This is a genomic window from Paraburkholderia caballeronis (assembly GCF_900104845.1).
Classification (GTDB): domain Bacteria; phylum Pseudomonadota; class Gammaproteobacteria; order Burkholderiales; family Burkholderiaceae; genus Paraburkholderia; species Paraburkholderia caballeronis.
Genome location: NZ_FNSR01000002.1, coordinates 1,491,854 through 1,509,628 on the forward strand (window position 1 = coordinate 1,491,854; position 17,775 = coordinate 1,509,628).

The window sequence follows — 17,775 nt, forward strand, 5'->3', positions numbered from 1 at the left end:
TCCGCGAACCGGGTCCTTCAAAGGAGAGTCTGGTGAAGAACGCAATGCTGCGCACGGCGCTGGTTTCGATGCTCGTGCTTGCCCCGGCCGTATCGTTTGCCCAGCAGGCGGGCAATGGCTCGCTGACGCGGGCACAGGTCCGGCAGGAACTGGTCGATCTGGAGTCGGTCGGCTATAACCCGGCGTCGGCGAACGACGTCACGTATCCGCAGGACGTGCAGGCCGCGATGCAGCGGCTCGCGCAGAAGCGCGCGAACGAAGCGCGGGTCGCGCAACAGCAGCAGAACGGCGCGCAACCGCAGAACGGCGCGCAGGCCGAGCAGTCCGGTTATGGCGAGCAGCCGCCGACGGCGTCCGCTTCAGGCGGTCCGGCAACGCCGGCAGTTCGCGCGCAGCAGATCGACCGCAGTCTGTATGGGCATCATTGATCGAGGATGCGATGGCGCGAGCGCGCACAGGCGCTCGATGCGCGTCCGGCGCTGCGCCGTGCTTTAGTGATCGAGCGCGAGCCGCGCGCCGAGCGCGACGAGCGCCGCGCCCATCAGCGCATCGACCGGCCGGCGCAGTTTCGCATAACCGCGCTGTACGCCGCCGGTCGAGAACAGCAGCGCGATCGACGTGAACCACGCGATCGACACGCCCGCGACCGTCGCGATGGTCGCGCCATGCACCCACAGCGGCGCGTGTGCGGGCAGCAGCGTGACGAACAGGCTGCCGAAGAACGCGGCGGCCTTCGGGTTCGTGAGGCCGACGAGCAGTCCGCGGCGATACGCGTGCGCGCCGCTCGCGGACTTCGCGGCGGCGGCGACCGGCGCGGCCGGTTCCGAAACGCCGGCCGAGCGGCGCAGACCCATCAGCGTCTTGCCGCCGAGATACAGCAGATAAACGCCGCCCGCGATCCGGATCGCCTCGTACAGCCATGCGAGTTGCGCGAGGATCAGTCCGAGTCCGAACACGGCAAGCGTCGCCCAGATCGCATGCGAAGTCGCGATGCCCGCCGCCGCGAATACGCCCGCGCGCCGGCGCGCGAATGCGTGGGACGTGACGGCCAGCATGTCGGGGCCGGGGCTGACGCAGGCAAGCAGCATGACACCGGCGATTGCGGCGAGTTGGGCGGTGTAGTTCATCGTGAGAGCGAGGGTGACGGTGCGTTGGCGGAAGCGTCGAGGATACCGTGAAAGCATCGGGGTCGCGAAGCGCAGGCCTTGGGAGCGAGGCGGCGCGCTGCATGACTCGTGAGCTACGGCCTGTATGCCGCGAACCGCGAACCGCGAACCGCGAACCGCGAACCGCGAACCGCGAACCGCGAACCGCGAACCGCGAACCGCGAACCGCGAACCGCGAACCGCGAACCGCAGACCCGCGAACGCCTGTCACACATCCGGCGGTACGCCGAGCAGTTGCAGCGTGCCGGCCGTCACGCCCGAGAACACCGGCCCCGCAACCGTGCCGCCATAAAACGCGCGCCCGCCCGGGTCGTCGATCATCACCGCGACGATCACGCGCGGATCGCTCATCGGCGCCATCCCGACGAACAGCGACCGGTAGCGGTTCTTCGCGTAACCCGCGCCGACCTGCTTGCGCGCGGTGCCGGTCTTGCCGCCGATCCGGTAGCCTTCGACCGTCGCCGCGCGGCCAGTGCCGCCTTCGCCGGTCGCCATTTCGAGCATCGCGCGGATCTGCGACGCGGTGGCCGGCGTCGCCACGCGGCGCGCGGCCGGCGGGCTTTCGTCCGGCGCCGGGTTGCCGAGCAGCTTCACCGGATGCAGCGTGCCGTCGCCCGCATACGCGGTATAGACCTGCGCGATCTGCAGCAGCGACGCGGACAGCCCGTAGCCATAGGCCATCGTCGCCTGCTCGATCGGCCGCCAGCGCGCATACGGTCGCAGCCGGCCGGCGGCCGCGCCCGGGAACGTCAGGTCCGGCTTCTGGCCGAGCCCGTATTGCTGGTACTTGTCCCAGATGGTCTGCGCGGGCAGGCTCAGCGCGAGTTTCGCGAGCGCGATGTTGCTCGACTTCTGGATCGCCTCGGCGACCGTCATCCGGCCGTGGTTCGACGTGTCGTGGATCGTCGCGGTGCCGATCCGCAGCGTGCCCGGCGACGTGTCGATGATCGTCTGCGGCCGCACCTTGCGCTCGTCGAGCGACAGCGCGACGACCACCGGCTTGATCGTCGAGCCCGGCTCGAACGTATCGACCACCGCGCGGTTGCGCAACTCGCGGCCGGTCAGCCGCGCGCGGTCGTTCGGGTCGAACGACGGCCAGTTCGCGAGCGCGAGGATCTCGCCGTTGCGCGCGTCGAGCACGACGACGCTGCCGGCCTGCGCGTTGTGCTTCGCGACCGCCGCCTTCAGCTGCGCATACGCAAGCTGCTGGATGCGGCGGTCGATGGTCAACTGCACGGTGTCGCCGTGGCGCGGCGGCACGCGCGGGCCGGGTTCGGACACCACGCGGCCGAGCCGGTCGCGGATCACCTCGCGCTGCCCCGGCGTGCCGCGCAGCCGGTCGTTCACCGCGAGTTCGACGCCTTCCTGGCCGTCGTCCTCGACGTCGGTAAAGCCGACCACGTGCGCGGCCGACTCGCCTTCCGGATAAAAACGCTTCGAATCGGCGACCAGCGTGATGCCGGCCGGCGACATCCGGTCGATATGCGCGGCGGTCTGGGCATCGACCTGGCGGCGCAGCAGCACGAACGAGCGCTCGCCGGCCAGCCGGCGCGCGAGTTCCGCGCGCGGCAGGCCGAGCAGCTTCGCGAGCGGCGCGTGCGTCGCGGCGTCCACGAGCTTCGGGTTCGCCCAGATCTCGAACGTTTCGAGGCTGACCGCGAGCAGCGCGCCGTTGCGGTCGACGATGCGGCCGCGCATCGCGTCGAGCGCGAGCGTGCGCTGATAGCGTTTCTGCCCCTGCCCGACGTAGAACGCGTGATCGACGACCTGGATCCACAGCGCGCGGCCGGCGAGCGTCGCGAACGCGGCGAACATCACGAGGATGACGAGCTTCGAGCGCCACACCGGCAGGCGCGGCGCGAGCATCGGATGGCGGGTGGCGGCGGCATGCGGATCGCGCGGCGCGATGCGGCGGAACGGTTTCCGGAACAGGGTCATCGGTCGGCTGGGTAGTGCGGATCGACCGATTGTAATGATTGTGTAATGTCGACGCGAGGATTGTGGCCGGGGTTGTTGTGTTCGCGCCGCTTTTTCGCGGATTCGAGCGCTGCCGGGCCAGGGTATGGCCTGGGTGGTTCCGCTCCCGCTGTGCGGGTCCACCAGACCGACGACATGAGCGGCCGCGCACGGCGGCCGGTCGTCGCGAGACGCGGCCGGGTGCTTCCCGCGCGGCGAACGTCGTCGCGTCGTTGCGTCGTCGCGGGGCGGCGCATGCCGCGCGCGTCAACTGCCGATCAGGAACTGGTCGCGGCTGGCGGCGTTCGCGATCCAGCGCGGAGCGCGGCCGCGGCCCGACCATGTGGCGCCGGTCGCCGGGTCGAGATACTTCGGCGCGACGGTTTGCGCCTTTTTCTTTTTTGGCCGGCCGCGCCGACCACCGAAAATGTCCTTCTCCGTGAGGCCGTATTCTGCGATCGTGGCCCGGATGGCGCGGACGATCGCGTTGATTTCCGCGGTGCGCGCGGCCTCGGCCTGAGCGGCCAACGATGCGATCTGTACTTTGAGTTCTTTGTATGTCGGCATGTGAAGATGATCGTGCGTGGACGCGCAAGGCTCTGCGACCGGATCGTGATGTCCAGCGGCAAGCGGTGCAGGGGCGGTTTCGCCGGGCGAACGCGTCAGCCGATGTAGAAGTCGTTTTGCTCGCGCTCGCTCAGATTGGCGAGAACCTGCTGGGTCCGTTCGGTGATGAGCGCCTCGACCATACCCGTGATCGTGTAGCCGTAATGGCCGGCAAGCCGCTCCAGATTGCGTTTCGTCGCAATCCTTACCAGCACCGAGAGTCGTTCGTACCCGCCGCCCGGACCGAGGTGCCGCATCCGGTATCGACGTTGTTTCTCGGCGTTAGAGATCGGCATCAGTCTGGTCCATCGGAACTCTCCATCAAAAGTTGAACGACAACGTACCTGACGCAGTAACGGCTAACGTTTGCGGCGTTTGAGGGTAACGGTTATGCGATAACTGTCTGTCCACGCGCCGCGTGCCGGCCGCGTTGTTCGCGTGGTTGCCCGTGAGACAGGCACGAACGGTCGTTGTCATCCCCCGGCATGGGTGCCGCGCGGAGCCTCGACATGCTGGCCGTAGCGCATGCGTCGCGCCGCTTGCCGAAGCGGCGTGCTGCGCCGCGATACGGGGTCCTCAGCGGTTCGGCGGGACCGCGCCGGCCCTGACGATACGCACGTGCTGCGCCCGGTGGGCGAGCGGTTCCCTATCGCGTGCAGGCTTCGATGCCGGTAGCGTCTTTCGATGAAGAATCGTCGCACGGGAACGGTTATTGACTAACTGCGCCGGGAAAGAAATATCCAGCTTTCCTAAACTGGCGTCCAGTCAGAACGAGTCATACGGGGAGGCAGCCGCCGGGCGCGGATCTGCTGGTCATTGCTCCGCGCCACGTTCGACCTCATCGAAAGCGGCCTGTCACAACGAAAAGACCAAGTCATGGAAGCCAACGCGATACGGATGAGCGCAGCCGCGCTTTTCGTCATCTGCCAGGCCTGCCATGCTGATCCCGCCGGCACCCAGCCACCGATGTTCGCGTTTGCTGCGCCCGGCCTCGAAGCCGCGGCGACGTCCGGCACGTCCTATACGGCGTCCGGATGCGGCGACGCGATCGTCATCAGGCTGCCTGCCGCGCTGGGCGGCAGCGGCGGCACTGGCGACATCGTCGATCCCGCGCCCGCGTCGTCCGGGTGCGCGCTGTCGCTCGACGGCATCGACCTCACGATCCCGAATCTGGCCGACACCGCGTTGGCGGCGGCCAGCGCGAGCGGCGGCGATGCTGCATCACAGCAGCAATTCGTTGCCGCTTCATCCGTTATCACGGATTCCGAAGCAGATGGCTCGCGCTTCGAAGAAGCGCCCGTCACCTCCGCGACCGGCGAGTCCGGTTACGTGCAGGGCGAAGCGCCTTCGGATGCCGCGCCGCCCGCGACCTCCGTGCAGTATGTGCGGCAGACGTCCGACGACACAGCCGGCACGCAGCGCGCCGGGCCGTCGCTGCTGTCCATGCTGGCGAGCGCGCTGTCGGTCCGCATGAGTCCGCATGCGGTGCAGAACGCGGTGCTCGCGTTGCTCGTCGCGGTGATCGCGATATCGCTCGCGGTGTTCGTCGTCGTGATCGCGATCGTGCTGCGCCGGCACTACTTCTCGTCGCGCGCGGTGGTCTCGCGCGCGGCCGCGAGGGGCCTCAGGCGCAAGCAGTTCTACCTCGAATATCAGCCGGTGTTCCACGTGCGCAGCCGGCAGTGCTACGGCGCCGAGGTGCTGCTGCGCTGGCGCGATTCGGCGCACGGGCGGCGCGGCGCGGACTGGTTCATGGCGCAACTGGAGAACGATCCGATCGTCGCGCAGCTGCTGCGCTTCATGATCGAGACGGCCGCCGCCGACCTCGGCGTGACGGAAGCCGGCCGCTCGTTGCAGATCATCGTGAACCTGCCGGGCGCGTGCGTCGCGGACAACGCGCACGCGGCGCTGGCCGGGCAACTCGCGAAGTCGCTCGGCGCGCAGCGCATCGTGTTGCAGGTGTCGTGCGATGCGTTGCAGCACGCGCGCGACAACGTCCGCCATCTGCAGAACGACGGCGTCGCGATTTCGTTATGCGACGTGCGCTCGCCGGCCGACACCGTCGGCGTCGCATCGGGCGGGTCGTTGCGGTTCGCGAAGCTGCATCGCGAGATCATGACGCTCGGCGACGCGCTGCGCAGTCAGACGCTGAAGGGATTTTCCGCATGGGGCCACGAATCCGGCATCCCGATCATCGCGGACGGGATCGAGGCCGTCGGCCAGTATCACGCGGCCGGCCGCGCGCAGATCGGGCTCGCGCAGGGTTTCTTCCTGTGCAAGGCGCTCGATCCTGGACGGCTCCTCACGTTCCTCGACCGCCTGAAGGCGCTGCAGTCGCTGCATCCGGCGAGTCATTCGAGGTCGGCCTGACGCAGCGCCGAAGCGCGGGCGTCATCCGCCGCCAGCCGGATCGACGCCTGAGCGCGCATGAAACGCCGCGACGAACTCGACGAAGCATTGCGCGGCCGGATTGCGCATCACGGTCGGGTACGCGAGGTGCAGCGGCGCGGTGAGGTTCGCCGCGTCGTTGAGCGTGCAAAACACAGTGCTCACGTGCTGATAACGCTGCATCGACGCGGGCACGAGCGTCACCCCGAGCCCCGCCGCGACCATGTGGATGCCGGTCAGCATCCGCGGCACCTCGCGCGCGATGCGCGGCACGAAACCCGCATGCCGGCACGCGGCGAGGATGTCCGCGTACATGCCCGGCGCGCCGGGCCGCCGGACCAGGATGAAGTCCTCGTGCTCCAGCGCCCGCAGCGGCAGCGCGGGCGGCGTGTCCCCCATCCCGGCGAGCAGCGGATGATCGACCGGCAGCACCACCACCATCGGCTCGTTCAGCAACTGCTCGAACGCGACGTCGGGCGGCGTGTCGACCGGCTTGCGCAGGAACGCCGCCTGTAGCTGGTCGGCCGACAGCCGCTCGATGATCTCCGCCGCGTTCAGTTCGGCCAGTTCGATGTCCACGTCCGGCTGCGCGGCGCGAAACGCGCGGATCGCGTCGGTCGTCACCGGATGGAAGCCGGCCGAACTCGTGAGGCCGATCGAGATCGTTCCCAGCTCGCCGCGCGCGATACGCCGCGCGTGTGCGAGCCCCTGTTGCAGCGTGTCCAGCACCAGCTCCGCGTGCTGCGCGAACGCCTTGCCCGCCGCCGTCAGCTCGACGCCGCGCGGCAGCCGCACGAACAGGTCGAATCCCACCTCTTCTTCGAGCAGCCGGATCTGCTGTGACAGCGGCGGCTGCTGCATCGCGAGCCGCTCGGCTGCGCGCGTGAACTGGCCTTCCTCCGCGACCGCGAGGAAGTAGCGCAGGTGACGAAGCTCCATTGAAGCATCCCCGAACGAAGACGAAAATCTGCCATATCGAACATATATGGCAGCCTGTTGAATTATGTATTTTACATCTGCCTGGCCGGCCCCTAGGATTACGCAAAATTTTTGAATCGCCGACCGGCTCGCCGCCGCGGCGTCCGACAACAACGTCAAGGAGACCGCTTTGAACAAGCACTACGCCGCCGCTGCCACCCTCGTCGCCCTCGCCGGATGGTCCGCCGGCGCGCACGCGCAGGACGAAACCGACGCGGCGCTGGACCTCGCCACGGGCCGCGCGCCCGGCGGCAGCTCGGTCATGCTGTACGGCGTGATCGACGCAAACATCGAATACCTGTCCCACGCGAGCGCCACCGGCGGCTCGCTCGTGCGCGAAAACTCGGGCGGCATCCACAACTCGCGCTTCGGCGTGCGCGGCACCGAATCGCTCGGCGGCGGCACGTCCGCGTGGTTCGTGCTCGAAGCGGGCTTCAACAGCAACGACGGCACCCAGGCGACCGCCGGCACGCTGTTCAACCGTACCGCCGCGGTCGGCCTCGCGAACGACCGCCTGGGCTCGCTGTCGTTCGGCCTGCAATACACGGCGATGTACGACATCCTGCTGCGCTACGATCCGATGACGTTCGCGCAGCAGTACACGTGGTTCCCGACGACCGGCTCGGCCGACAGCTTCGCGTTCCGCGCGCGCAACAACAACTCGGTGAAGTACGTGGGCCGCTTCCGCGGGCTGACCGCGATCGCCGAGTACAGCTTCGGCGGCGACGCCGCTTCGTTCCAGAGCAGCGCCGCGTACGGCGGCGGCCTCGATTACGACGGCGGCACGTTCGGCGCGGCGGTTGCGTACGACTATCGCAACGGCGCGATCAATTCGAGCGGCACGTGGACGAAGTCGCGCAACGTGAGCGTCACGGTCCGCCAGGACGTGGGCCGCGGCGAACTGCTTGCGGGTTACGAGCACTACCTGTACAACCCGACGCGCAGCGCGGCCGAGGCGCAGCAGTTGTGGTTCGGCGGCGTCCGTTATCCGGTGCTGAAGAACCTGAAGGTGACCGCCGCGTATTACTACGAGCAGAACAAGACCGCCGACACGTCGAACGCATGGATGAGCGTGCTGAGCGCGCAATACGCGCTGTCGAAGCGCACGTCGCTGTATGCGACGGTCGCGTATGCGCAGGCGACGCGTTATGCGAACGGCCAGTTCACGCCGGTCGGCACGACCGACGACACCGCGTTCGGGTCGAACCAGACCGGCGTGACGATCGGCATGTTCCACAAGTTCTGAGCCGGACGTCACTCAACGTACGAATCGCGCCCGCCTCGGGCGGGCGCGCCGAAGGAGCAGTCTGCATGATCCGTTTTCCGCTTCGCCGCGCCGTCTCCGTCGCGGCCGCGCTGTCCGCGGCGGCCTTCGTCGCCGCCCAGGCGGCGCCGTCCGCCGCGGCCGGAACCGACGCCGCGCACGTGTACAACCCGCATCTGAAACCGGTGTCGCACATCTCGGATACGCGGATGATGCTCGACACGCCGGCCGGCAGCGCCGAGTTTCCGCTGTACGTGTCGCGCGACTGGAACGCCCCGCAGCCGGACGTCACGCGCGCGGTGATCGTGATTCACGGCAAGCTGCGCAACGCGGACACGTATTTCCACAGCGCGGAGAAGGCGCGCGACGCGGCGCAGGCGCAGGGCGCGGACGTGAACGGCACGCTGCTGATCGCGCCGCAGTTCCTCGCGACGCTCGATTTCAGCCTGCGTTCCGAGCCGGCCGACCTGCTGCGCTGGGACGCGAACGGCTGGATGGCCGGCGACGACGCGGTCGCGCCCGCGCGGATCAGCTCGTATGCGGTGCTCGACGCGATCGTCGCGCGGCTCGCGGATCGCACGCGCTTCCCGAACCTGCGGCACGTCGTGTTCGCCGGGCATTCGGGCGGCGGCCAGGTCGTGCAGCGTTATGCGGTGGCCGCGCGCGATCTCGGCGCGCTGGCGAGCGAAGGCATCGACGTGCGTTATGTGGTGTCGAGCCCGTCGTCGTATGCGTATTTCGACGCGTTGCGGCCCGACGAGCACGGCAACGCCGCGCCGTTCGACGCCGCGTCGTGCGCCGGTTTCGACGACTGGAAGTACGGGATGCAGCAGCGGCCCGCGTACCTGAACGACCGCACGCCCGCGCAGCTCGAAGCCGCGTATGCGGCGCGGCGCGTGTATTACCTCGTCGGCGGCGACGACGACGATCCGCAGCAGAAGGCGCTCGATCAAAGCTGCCCGGCCGAGGCGCAGGGGCCGCAGCGGGTCGCGCGCGCGCACGCGTATTTCCGCTATATGCAGGGCCGCCATCCGCAGGGGCTGAACCAGAGCCTGCACGAAGTGCCGGGCGTCGGCCACAACGGCGCGCGGATGCTCACGTCCACGTGCGCGCTCGCCGCCATGTACGACACGCCGGGGTGCGCGCCATGAGCCAGCCGACGACCGCGACTCGCGACGCGACGGCGCGCGCCGCCGACGGCGGCAACGTCGCTGACGCCGCGCGCCTGTCGCCCGCGATGGTGCGCCGCGCGATCTTCGCATCGGTGCTCGGCAACGGGCTCGAATGGTTCGACTTCCTGATCTACGGTTATTTCTCGAAGACGATCGCGCAGGTGTTCTTTCCGGCCGACAACGGCTTCCTGTCGATCATGCTGACCTTCGCGACGTTCGCGATCGGCTTCTTCGTGCGGCCGCTCGGCGGCATCCTGGTCGGCCTGTACGCGGATCGCGCCGGCCGCAGCCGCGCGCTGTCGCTGCTCATCATCTCGATGGCCGCGAGCACGCTGCTGATGGGCCTCACGCCCGGTTACGCGCACATCGGCCTCGCCGCGCCCGCGCTCGTCGTGCTCGCGCGGCTGTTGCAGGGGCTGTCGGTCGGCGGCCAGTTCGCGACCGCGTCCGCGATGCTCGTCGAGTACGCGCCGCCGGGCCGCAAGATGTTCTACGGCAGCTTCAACATGACCGCGCAGTCGTTCGCGCTGCTGCTGTCGTCGGGCGCGGGTTATCTGCTGACCACGCATCTGACGCACGAGCAACTCGCGTCGTGGGGCTGGCGCGTGCCGTTCCTGTGCGGCGCGCTCGCGGGGCCGCTCGGCTTCTATATCCGCCATCGCGTGGCCGAGTCGCCGGAGTTCCAGCAACTGCGCGACCACGGCGATGCGCCGCCGCGTGCGTCGATCCGGCAGTTCTTCCGCACGAACGGCCGCGCGGCGCTGTGCGCGATGGGCGTGATCGCGGTCGGCGCGGCGACCAACTACGTGTGGCACTCGTACCTCGCGGTGTACGTCGAGCGCCAGTTGCATCTGCCGCTCGCGGTCGCGCTGCGCGGCGCGTTCTTTTGCGGCGCGCTGAATCTGTTCCTGTTCCCGCTGTCGGGCCGGCTCGCGGACCGCTACGGCGCGTACCGGCTGTTCTATCCGGTCACGATCGCATGGATGATCTGCGCGTATCCGCTCTTCGCGTATGTCGTGTCCGCGCCGTCCGCCGAACGGCTGTTCGTCGCGCAGGTGATCTCGACCGTGTTCCTCGCGGCGATGTCCGGTGCGCATCCGGGCATGCTCGCTACGCTGTTTCCGGTGCGCAGCCGTTCGTCCGGCGTCGCGCTGTCGTACAACGTCGCGGTCACGCTGTTCGGCGGGCTCGCGCCGTTCACCATCACCGGGCTGACGAGGCTCACCGGCAGCAGCCTCACGCCCGCGTTTTATCTGATCTTCGCCGGGTTCGTGTCGCTCGCGCTCGTGTACGGGACGCGTCGCGGCCGCGCGGGCGCCGACGACCCGGCTACCGCCAGGAGTTCCACCGCATGACCGAGCTTTTCCGCGCGAACGACGAACGCGCGCCGAACGAACGACCCGTCGCGACCGTCGCGCCGCAGCACCTGACCGTCGCGACCGCGCGCGGCCGCGGGACCGTGCCGCTGTTCGCGACCGGCGAATGGAACGAGCCGCAGCCCGGCGTGGGCCGCGCGGTGATCCTGATTCACGGCCGCCTGCGCAACGCGGACGCGTATTACCAGCTTGCGCATCGCGCCCGCGCGCGCGCGGGCCACGACTCGACGGACACGCTGCTGATCGTCCCGCAGTTTCTCGCGCAGGCGGACGTCGATGCGCACCGGCTGCCCGCTTCGACGCTGCGCTGGGAATGGACGAACTGGATGGGCGGCGGCGATGCGCTTGGCCCCGCGCCATTCAGTTCGTTCGACGTCGTCGATGCGCTGCTCGCGGTGCTCGCCGACCCGGTGCGCTTCCCGGCGCTGAACGAAGTGGTGATCGCCGGGCATTCGGGCGGCGGCCAGGTGGCGCAGCGTTATGCGGTGCTCGCGCGCGGGGAAGCGCCGCTCGTCGCGCGCGGGATCGCGCTGCGTTATGTGATCGCGAATCCGTCGTCGTATGTGTATTTCGATGCGCGGCGGCCCGATGCCGACGGCGGATTCTCCGAATACGACGCGGCGCGTTGCGAGCACTTCAATCGCTGGAAGTACGGGCTGGAGGATCTGCCCGAGTACGCGTCGGTGGATGGCGTCGCGCCGTCCGCGCACGCGCTCGAAGACGCGTATGCGCGGCGCGACGTGACCGTGCTGCTCGGTTCCGACGACTGCGATCCGGCGCACCCCGCGCTCGACCGTTCGTGTGCGGCGATGGCGCAGGGCGAGCATCGGCTCGGGCGCGGGCAGGCGTACGCCAGGTACATGCGCGAGCGGCATCCGGAAGGGCTCGTGCATCGCACGTATGAAGTCGCTGGGGCGGGACACGATGCGGATGCGGTGTTCGGCTCGCCGGCGGGGATGGCGGCTTTGTTTGGCGGGGCGGCGTAATGCGTTGACGGCCCGGCGCACGCGGAAACGGGCGGCCCGGGTAACCGATGGTGGCGCGATGCTCGCCGGCCATGCCGGACTTCGGCCGTGTCGTCGCGCATCGCCCAGGCGATTCCCTATGAAGTCGCGCATGCCGTGCAGCGGACGCGGAGCAGAGCGTCGAGCCGGTCATCCGCAGTGCCGCCGCCGTTGACGCGATTGCACGAACGCAGACATCGACCGTGGCAGCGGCGGCAGCGACGTCCGCGCGGCACGCACCCGATTCCGTCCAACCCGACCTGCTTCAGTTCATGAACCGGATACTCGCACGCGTCTCCATTTCCGCCCGCCTGTGGGCGACGGTCGCCGCGCTCGGCGCGCTGCTCGTCGTTACCGGCTGGCTCGGCCTGTTCGGCATGCAGCGTTCGAACGATGCGCTCGGTTATGCGTACTCGAATCAGCTTGCATCGTCGATCGCGCTCGGCAAGACCACGTTGAACCTGACGATCGTCCGCACGACGCTGGACCGCGTCGTGCTGCATCCCGACTCGCCACGCGCGTCGGCGCTGACCGACAGGGCGCTCGATTATCTGGCGATCTCGCAGCGCGCATGGGACGACTACGCCGCATTGCCGCACGCGCCGGCCGAGCAGAAGCTGGCCGACGCCGTCGCGGCCGCGCGGGCCGCATTGCTTCAGCAGGGCTTGACGCCGCTCGTCGATGCGCTTCGGCACGGCGACCGGCAGACGGCCGACGACCTCGTGATGGAGCGGATGTTGCCGCTGTCGGTCGCATTGACGAAGCAGTCCGACGCGCTGGACGGCTGGCTCGCCACGCACGGCCGGCAGGCCTATGACGAAGCCGGGCGGCGCTTCCAGATGCTGCGCGTGGCGGCGGTCGCGTTGATCGTGTTCGGTCTCGCGGTCTGCGGGTTTTGCGCGGTCGGGCTGCGGCGCTCGATTGCGCTGCCGCTGACGGAGGCGGGCGACGCGATGCAGCGGATCGCGGCCGGCGACCTGACCGTGCCGCTCGCCGTGCGTTCGAGCGACGAAGTGGGGCGTGTCGTCGAGGGCTTGCGGACGATGCAGCATGGTCTGGCGGGAACCGTCCGCAAAGTCGCGCACAGCGCGGAGTCGATCGCGACGGCGACCCGCGAGATCGCGGCGGGCAACCGCGATCTGTCGCAGCGGACGGAGGAGCAGGCCGCGTCGCTGGAGGAGGGCGCGGCGAGCATGGCGCAGTTGAGCGCGACGGTCCGGCAGAACGCCGAGCACGCGCTCGCCGCGCGGGCCCTGGCCGATCGCGCGCACGGCGTGGCCCGGCGCGGCGCGCAGGTGGCCGGCGACGCGGTGCGCACGATGGGCGACATCGACGCAAGCTCGCGGCAGATCGCGGACATCACCGGCGTGATCGAAGGGATCGCGTTTCAGACCAGCATCCTCGCGCTGAACGCGGCGGTCGAAGCGGCGCGCGCGGGCGAACAGGGGCGCGGCTTCGCGGTGGTGGCGTCCGAGGTGCGCAGCCTGGCGCAGCGTTCCGCGACGGCCGCCAGGGAGATCAAGACGCTGATCGATGCGTCGGTCGAGCGGGTCGGCGCGGGCGCGCGGCTCGTCGGCGACGCGGGCGCGACGATGGAGGAGACGCGCGAGTCGATCGCGCGCGTCACGGCGCTGATGGAGGAAATTGCGCACGCGTCCGACGAGCAGCGCCAGGGTATCGAGCAGATGAGCCGCGCGATCTCGCAGATGGACCAGGTGTCGCAACAGAACGCGGCGCTTGTCGAACAGGCCGCAGCGGCCGCGACGGCGCTCGACGATCAGGCCGGCGTATTGCGGGAGGCGGTCGCGGTCTTTCGGGTTTGATCGACGCTGACGCAGGGTCCGGCCGTGTCCCTGGCCCGAGCGCACGAGCCGCGAAAACGCGAGCCGCGGAATGCGGCGCGCGAAGCCGGCATCGGCGGCCGGTCTGCGCGATAACGTCCGCGCCGTGTGCCGTCGCCTTCCTGCTACCATCGCGAACTTGGCGGCTCTCCGCCGCCGTCCTTCGGTCACCGGAACGTCCCATGGATTATTACTCGGCGGTACGCGCGTTCCTGCACGCGGCCGAACTGAAGAGCTTCAGCAAGGCCGCGCAGCAACTGGACGTGAAAACCTCGACTGTCTCGCGCTACATCAACGAACTCGAAAGCGATCTCGGCATCGCGCTGTTCAACCGCTCGACGCGCGGCCTCAAGCTGACCGAAGGCGGCACCGTGTTCCGCGAGCACGCGTCCGCCGCGATCGCCGCACTGGACGACGCGCGCGACGCCGCGTCGTCGCTGAACCGCTCGCCGCAGGGGCTGCTGCGCGTGACGATGCCGACGTCGTTCGCGCGCCGTCACGTGATTCCGCATCTGCCCGCGTTCCTCGACGCGCATCCCGGCATCTCCGTCGATGCGGTCATCACCGACGAGGTGCTGAACCTGATCGACAGCGGCATCGACCTCGCGATCCGCATCGGCGCGCTCGCCGATTCGCAACTGATGGCGCGGCAGCTCGCGCCGCACCGGCGCATCGTGTGCGCGAGTCCCGAATACCTGACCCGTCACGGCACGCCGTCGAAACCCGAAGACCTCGCGGATCACGCGGCGCTGTGCTTTCCGATCGCGTCCGGCGACCGCTGGCTGCTCGTGCAGCCGGCCGCGAAGGGCCGCGCGCCGAAGGAAGTCCAGGTGCGCCTCAGCGGCCGCGTGCGCGCGGACAACACCGATGCGCTAGTCGAACTCGCGATCGCCGGCTGCGGGATCGCGCTGCTGCCGACGTGGAGCGTCGGCGAGCCGCTGCGCGACGGCCGTCTCGTGCGCGTGCTGCCGCGCTGGGAGGCGCAGCCCGGCAGCGGCAACCCGGCGGTGTGGGCGGTGTATGCACGGAAGAGGACGGTGTCGTCGAAGGTGCGCGCGTTCATCGACTTCTATGCGGACCTGTATCGCGAGCACGGCGACTGGGGCGCGTGAAGCGCGGCGAAGCGTAAGCGGGAACGGCAGGCGCAACGCCTGCCGTCATCCTGAACGCGACTGGTCAGCGCGCGAACTGGATGTCGAGCGAGCGCAGATACGTTTGCAGCCCCGCGTCCTGGATCGGGATCACGTAGCCGTTCGCATCCGACTCGTTGAAGTGCGCGTGCCAGTAGCCGGGCGGCGTGACGAACGCCATGCCGGGCGTCCAGTCCACGCGCTGCGGATTGCGGATGTTGCCGTGTTCGTCGAGTTCGGTGCCGACGAGCGTATAGCAGCCGGGCGCGCAGTCGGAGATGAAGTCGAGCGCAATCGACTGATGGCGGTGCGGCTTCTGCACCGCGCCCGGCGCGATCACGCCGAACATCGCCCACAGCGAATGCGTGACGGTGCGCGTCTGCGGGAAGTTCGCGTTGCCGAGCAGGATGCTCACGCGGTTGCGCACGCTTGCGGCGGCCGCGCCCGACACCTTGCGCAGTTCTTCTTGCGCGCGGCTTGCCGGGTACAGCGTCGGACGAAAGCGCGGATGGCCGAAGCTCGCGCCGAGATATGTCAGCAGCGGCGCGTCGTTCACCATGTAAAGCCGCGCGGTCGCGTCGGCGCGCAGCGTCAGTTCCGCGCCGCCGGGGAATGTGAAGAAGTCGCCCTTCGCGAAGCGGAACCCGGCGTCGCGCTGCGATGCGGCGCCTTCGCCGTCGATCACGTAGAACACCTGGGACGTCGCGACCGGCGACAGCGTCACGCTTTCGCCGCCGACGATGCGCACGAAACTCGCGCACAGGCCGGGGCCGGTCGCGGGACCGTCGCAGCGCAGTTCGCTCGACAGGTCGAGCGGCACGACGCGCGTCGGGCCGTCGGCATACAGCGTCGCGGGGAACGCGTGGTATGGCACGCGTGAGATCAGCTTCGCGCCGATCGGATTGGCCGACGACGTGTATTCGAAGTACTGCGCGTCGTCGGTGGCGGATGCGTTCGATTCGAGACTGGGCTCGGTGGTTTTCTGCAGCATGGCTGTCTTCCGTATGGGGGATCCTGAAACGGCCGCCGCGTGGAAGCGCCGGCCTGCCCGTCGCCGCGCGATCGTGGCGGCGACATGGACCGACTATAGGTTTCGGCGCGCGGCGGCAGAATCGCCGGGACGGGAAATCAGCTTTGCGGGGAGGGGTGGACTGCGGGAAGGTGCGGATGCCGCTGGGTACCGCGCGGATCAATGGAGCGCGCGTGTCGCCCGCTCATGCCTGGTCGATCCTGCTTGCCGCGAGCGATCCGCTGTCAAAACGGAAAGGTGCGGGGACGGCGGTTGTCCCCGCATGGGTCGAGCCGGACGCGTGTTGCCGACGCCCCGGCCTGGGCGAACGTCACGCCACCCGCTGCTCCGGCAACCGGAAACTCGCGATCGCATCGCGCAGCCCGGTCACCTGATCCTTCAACGAATGCGCGGCTGCCGCAGCCTCTTCCACGAGCGCCGCGTTCTGCTGCGTGACCTGATCCATTTCGCCGACCGCGCGATTCACCTGCTCGATGCCCGCGCTCTGTTCGCGCGACGCGTGGCTGATCTCTTCGAGAATCTCGTGGACGCGCCGCACCGACTGCACGATCTCGGTCATCGTCGCGCCCGCGTTCGTCACGAGCGACGCGCCCTGTTCGACGGTCTCGGTCGATTTCTCGATCAACCCCTTGATCTCCTTCGCGGCCGTCGCCGACCGCTGCGCGAGACTGCGCACCTCGGACGCCACCACCGCGAAGCCGCGTCCCTGTTCGCCCGCGCGCGCTGCCTCGACCGCCGCGTTCAGCGCGAGGATGTTGGTCTGGAACGCGATGCCGTCAATCACGCTGATGATGTCGCCGATCTGCTGCGAGCTGGACGTGATCGCGCCCATCGTCTGCACGACCTCGTTGACGACCGCGCTGCCGCGCGACGCGATCTGCTCCGCATCGTTCGCGAGCTGCGCGGCCTGCTGCGCGCTGTCCGCATTCTGGCGCACGTTGGTCGTCATCTGGTCCATGCTCGACGCGGTCTGCACGAGCGCGGCCGCCTGCTCCTCGGTCCGCTGCGACAGGTCCGTGTTGCCGGCCGCGATCTCGTTCGCGCCGACGTTGATGTTCTCCGCGCCGCTGCGCACGCGCGTGATCGTCTGCAACAGCCCCGACTGCATCGTGCCGAGCGCATGCATCAGGCTGCCCGGATGGCGGTCGTCGACGCGGACGTGATCCGTCAGGTCGCCGCGCGCGATGCGGTTCGCGGTGTCGATCGCGGCTTCGAGATCGCCGCCGAGGCTGAAGCGCACGCTGCGCAGCACGAGCACCATCACCACGCTCGCCGCAATGCCGAGCCCCGCGGTGATCGCGAGCCATTGCAGCAGGCTGTCGACGAACTCGTGCCGCACGTCGTCCATGTACATGCCGGTCACGATGTACCAGTCCCACGGCGCGAAGTGCTTCGAATAGCTGGTCTTCGCGACCGGCTGCTGCTCGCCCGGCTTCGGCCACAGGTAGTTGATGAACCCGCCGCCGTTCTGGTTGCCGGCGTTCACGATGTCGACGAACAGATGGTTGCCGTTCGGGTCCGTGAAGTTGCCGAGCGCCTTGCCGTTCAGTTCGGGTTTCATCGGGTGCATCAGCATCACCGGCTGCGAGTCGTTCACGCTCAGGTAGCCGTCGGCGCCGTAGCGCAGCATGCCGATCAGTTCGAGCGCCTGGCGCTTCGCGTCCGCCTCGGGAAGTGTGTGGTTCTGCGTGAGCGCGTAGTAGCGGCTCGCGATGCTGGCGGCCTGCTCGACGAGCGACGTGAGCTGCGCCTGGCGGTCGCGGGTCATCGTCTGCCGGGATTGCCACGCGCCATACGCGCCGATCAGCAGCAGTCCGATCCACAGGATCACGATCATCGAGCCGAGTTTTCTGTTCAGGGTCAT

The 17,775-nt window shown here is 69.0% G+C and carries 15 protein-coding genes; 8 read left to right on the forward strand and 7 right to left on the reverse strand.

Going from position 1 to position 17,775, the window contains the following annotated elements; translation table 11 throughout:
• The first annotated feature begins 32 nt into the window (after positions 1-32).
• Positions 33-428, forward strand: a complete 396-nt coding sequence (locus BLV92_RS23200) for a DUF4148 domain-containing protein (protein WP_243842776.1) — start codon at positions 33-35, stop codon at positions 426-428.
• A 63-nt stretch (positions 429-491) separates the two neighbouring features.
• Here the strand turns inward: BLV92_RS23200 and BLV92_RS23205 are convergent, their stop codons facing one another.
• The 4 genes from BLV92_RS23205 to BLV92_RS23225 all read right to left on the reverse strand — a co-directional run bounded on the left by BLV92_RS23205 (position 492) and on the right by BLV92_RS23225 (position 4,024).
• Positions 492-1,127 carry a LysE family translocator gene (locus BLV92_RS23205; RefSeq protein WP_090549444.1) on the reverse strand — a complete coding sequence of 212 codons (636 nt, stop codon included), beginning with the start codon at positions 1,125-1,127 and terminating at the stop codon, positions 492-494.
• A 246-nt stretch (positions 1,128-1,373) separates the two neighbouring features.
• A complete protein-coding gene (locus BLV92_RS23215) occupies positions 1,374-3,032 on the reverse strand; it encodes a peptidoglycan D,D-transpeptidase FtsI family protein (protein WP_373681898.1) in 1,659 nt (552 codons plus the stop codon).
• A gap of 357 nt (positions 3,033-3,389) precedes the next feature.
• A complete protein-coding gene (locus tag BLV92_RS23220) occupies positions 3,390-3,689 on the reverse strand; it encodes an H-NS histone family protein (RefSeq protein WP_090549453.1) in 300 nt (99 codons plus the stop codon).
• A 95-nt stretch (positions 3,690-3,784) separates the two neighbouring features.
• The gene (locus BLV92_RS23225) at positions 3,785-4,024 is read right to left on the reverse strand and encodes a hypothetical protein (protein WP_090730087.1); all 240 of its coding nucleotides are present in this window, start codon (positions 4,022-4,024) and stop codon (positions 3,785-3,787) included.
• Positions 4,025-4,694: 670 nt separating this feature from the next.
• Between BLV92_RS23225 and BLV92_RS23230 the strand changes: the two genes are divergently transcribed.
• On the forward strand, positions 4,695-6,098 hold the full coding sequence (locus tag BLV92_RS23230; RefSeq protein ID WP_167627133.1) for an EAL domain-containing protein: 1,404 nt from the start codon (positions 4,695-4,697) through the stop codon (positions 6,096-6,098).
• A gap of 21 nt (positions 6,099-6,119) precedes the next feature.
• On the opposite strand, the gene BLV92_RS23235 is transcribed toward BLV92_RS23230, so the two are convergent.
• A complete protein-coding gene (locus BLV92_RS23235) occupies positions 6,120-7,055 on the reverse strand; it encodes a LysR family transcriptional regulator (RefSeq protein ID WP_090549461.1) in 936 nt (311 codons plus the stop codon).
• A gap of 169 nt (positions 7,056-7,224) precedes the next feature.
• Here BLV92_RS23235 and BLV92_RS23240 point away from each other — a divergent pair, with 169 nt between their 5' ends.
• The 6 genes from BLV92_RS23240 (at position 7,225) to BLV92_RS23265 (ending at position 14,863) form a co-directional block, all read left to right on the forward strand.
• On the forward strand, positions 7,225-8,340 hold the full coding sequence (locus BLV92_RS23240) for a porin (RefSeq protein WP_090549463.1): 1,116 nt from the start codon (positions 7,225-7,227) through the stop codon (positions 8,338-8,340).
• Positions 8,341-8,405: 65 nt separating this feature from the next.
• Complete coding sequence (locus BLV92_RS23245; protein WP_167627134.1) at positions 8,406-9,509, forward strand: alpha/beta hydrolase; 1,104 nt, start codon at positions 8,406-8,408, stop codon at positions 9,507-9,509.
• Entirely contained in the window at positions 9,506-10,885 is a 1,380-nt protein-coding gene (locus BLV92_RS23250) for an MFS transporter (RefSeq protein ID WP_090549467.1), read from the forward strand. The genes BLV92_RS23245 and BLV92_RS23250 overlap by 4 nt, the downstream gene beginning before the upstream one ends.
• Positions 10,882-11,892 (forward strand): alpha/beta fold hydrolase, encoded by a 1,011-nt coding sequence (locus BLV92_RS23255; protein ID WP_090549470.1) that lies wholly within the window; start codon positions 10,882-10,884, stop codon positions 11,890-11,892. The genes BLV92_RS23250 and BLV92_RS23255 overlap by 4 nt, the downstream gene beginning before the upstream one ends.
• A 290-nt stretch (positions 11,893-12,182) precedes the next feature.
• Complete coding sequence (locus tag BLV92_RS23260) at positions 12,183-13,733, forward strand: methyl-accepting chemotaxis protein (RefSeq protein WP_090549472.1); 1,551 nt, start codon at positions 12,183-12,185, stop codon at positions 13,731-13,733.
• Between the two features lie 200 nt (positions 13,734-13,933).
• Positions 13,934-14,863, forward strand: a complete 930-nt coding sequence (locus tag BLV92_RS23265; protein ID WP_090549475.1) for a LysR family transcriptional regulator — start codon at positions 13,934-13,936, stop codon at positions 14,861-14,863.
• Between the two features lie 64 nt (positions 14,864-14,927).
• Here the strand turns inward: BLV92_RS23265 and BLV92_RS23270 are convergent, their stop codons facing one another.
• Complete coding sequence (locus tag BLV92_RS23270; protein WP_090549477.1) at positions 14,928-15,872, reverse strand: cupin domain-containing protein; 945 nt, start codon at positions 15,870-15,872, stop codon at positions 14,928-14,930.
• A 349-nt stretch (positions 15,873-16,221) separates the two neighbouring features.
• The gene (locus tag BLV92_RS23275) at positions 16,222-17,775 is read right to left on the reverse strand and encodes a methyl-accepting chemotaxis protein (protein WP_090549480.1); all 1,554 of its coding nucleotides are present in this window, start codon (positions 17,773-17,775) and stop codon (positions 16,222-16,224) included.

Bases quoted from the DNA above. Each gene is read 5' to 3' on its own strand.
- BLV92_RS23255 (WP_090549470.1), top strand. From the start codon at position 10,882: ATGACCGAGCTTTTCCGCGCGAACGACGAACGCGCGCCGAACGAACGA.
- BLV92_RS23215 (WP_373681898.1), bottom strand. From the start codon at position 3,032: ATGCTCGCGCCGCGCCTGCCGGTGTGGCGCTCGAAGCTCGTCATCCTC.
- BLV92_RS23265 (WP_090549475.1), top strand. From the start codon at position 13,934: ATGGATTATTACTCGGCGGTACGCGCGTTCCTGCACGCGGCCGAACTG.
- BLV92_RS23230 (WP_167627133.1), top strand. From the start codon at position 4,695: ATGTTCGCGTTTGCTGCGCCCGGCCTCGAAGCCGCGGCGACGTCCGGC.
- BLV92_RS23250 (WP_090549467.1), top strand. From the start codon at position 9,506: ATGAGCCAGCCGACGACCGCGACTCGCGACGCGACGGCGCGCGCCGCC.
- BLV92_RS23235 (WP_090549461.1), bottom strand. From the start codon at position 7,055: ATGGAGCTTCGTCACCTGCGCTACTTCCTCGCGGTCGCGGAGGAAGGC.
- BLV92_RS23205 (WP_090549444.1), bottom strand. From the start codon at position 1,127: ATGAACTACACCGCCCAACTCGCCGCAATCGCCGGTGTCATGCTGCTT.
- BLV92_RS23225 (WP_090730087.1), bottom strand. From the start codon at position 4,024: ATGCCGATCTCTAACGCCGAGAAACAACGTCGATACCGGATGCGGCAC.
- BLV92_RS23275 (WP_090549480.1), bottom strand. From the start codon at position 17,775: ATGACCCTGAACAGAAAACTCGGCTCGATGATCGTGATCCTGTGGATC.
- BLV92_RS23270 (WP_090549477.1), bottom strand. From the start codon at position 15,872: ATGCTGCAGAAAACCACCGAGCCCAGTCTCGAATCGAACGCATCCGCC.
- BLV92_RS23220 (WP_090549453.1), bottom strand. From the start codon at position 3,689: ATGCCGACATACAAAGAACTCAAAGTACAGATCGCATCGTTGGCCGCT.
- BLV92_RS23245 (WP_167627134.1), top strand. From the start codon at position 8,406: ATGATCCGTTTTCCGCTTCGCCGCGCCGTCTCCGTCGCGGCCGCGCTG.
- BLV92_RS23260 (WP_090549472.1), top strand. From the start codon at position 12,183: ATGAACCGGATACTCGCACGCGTCTCCATTTCCGCCCGCCTGTGGGCG.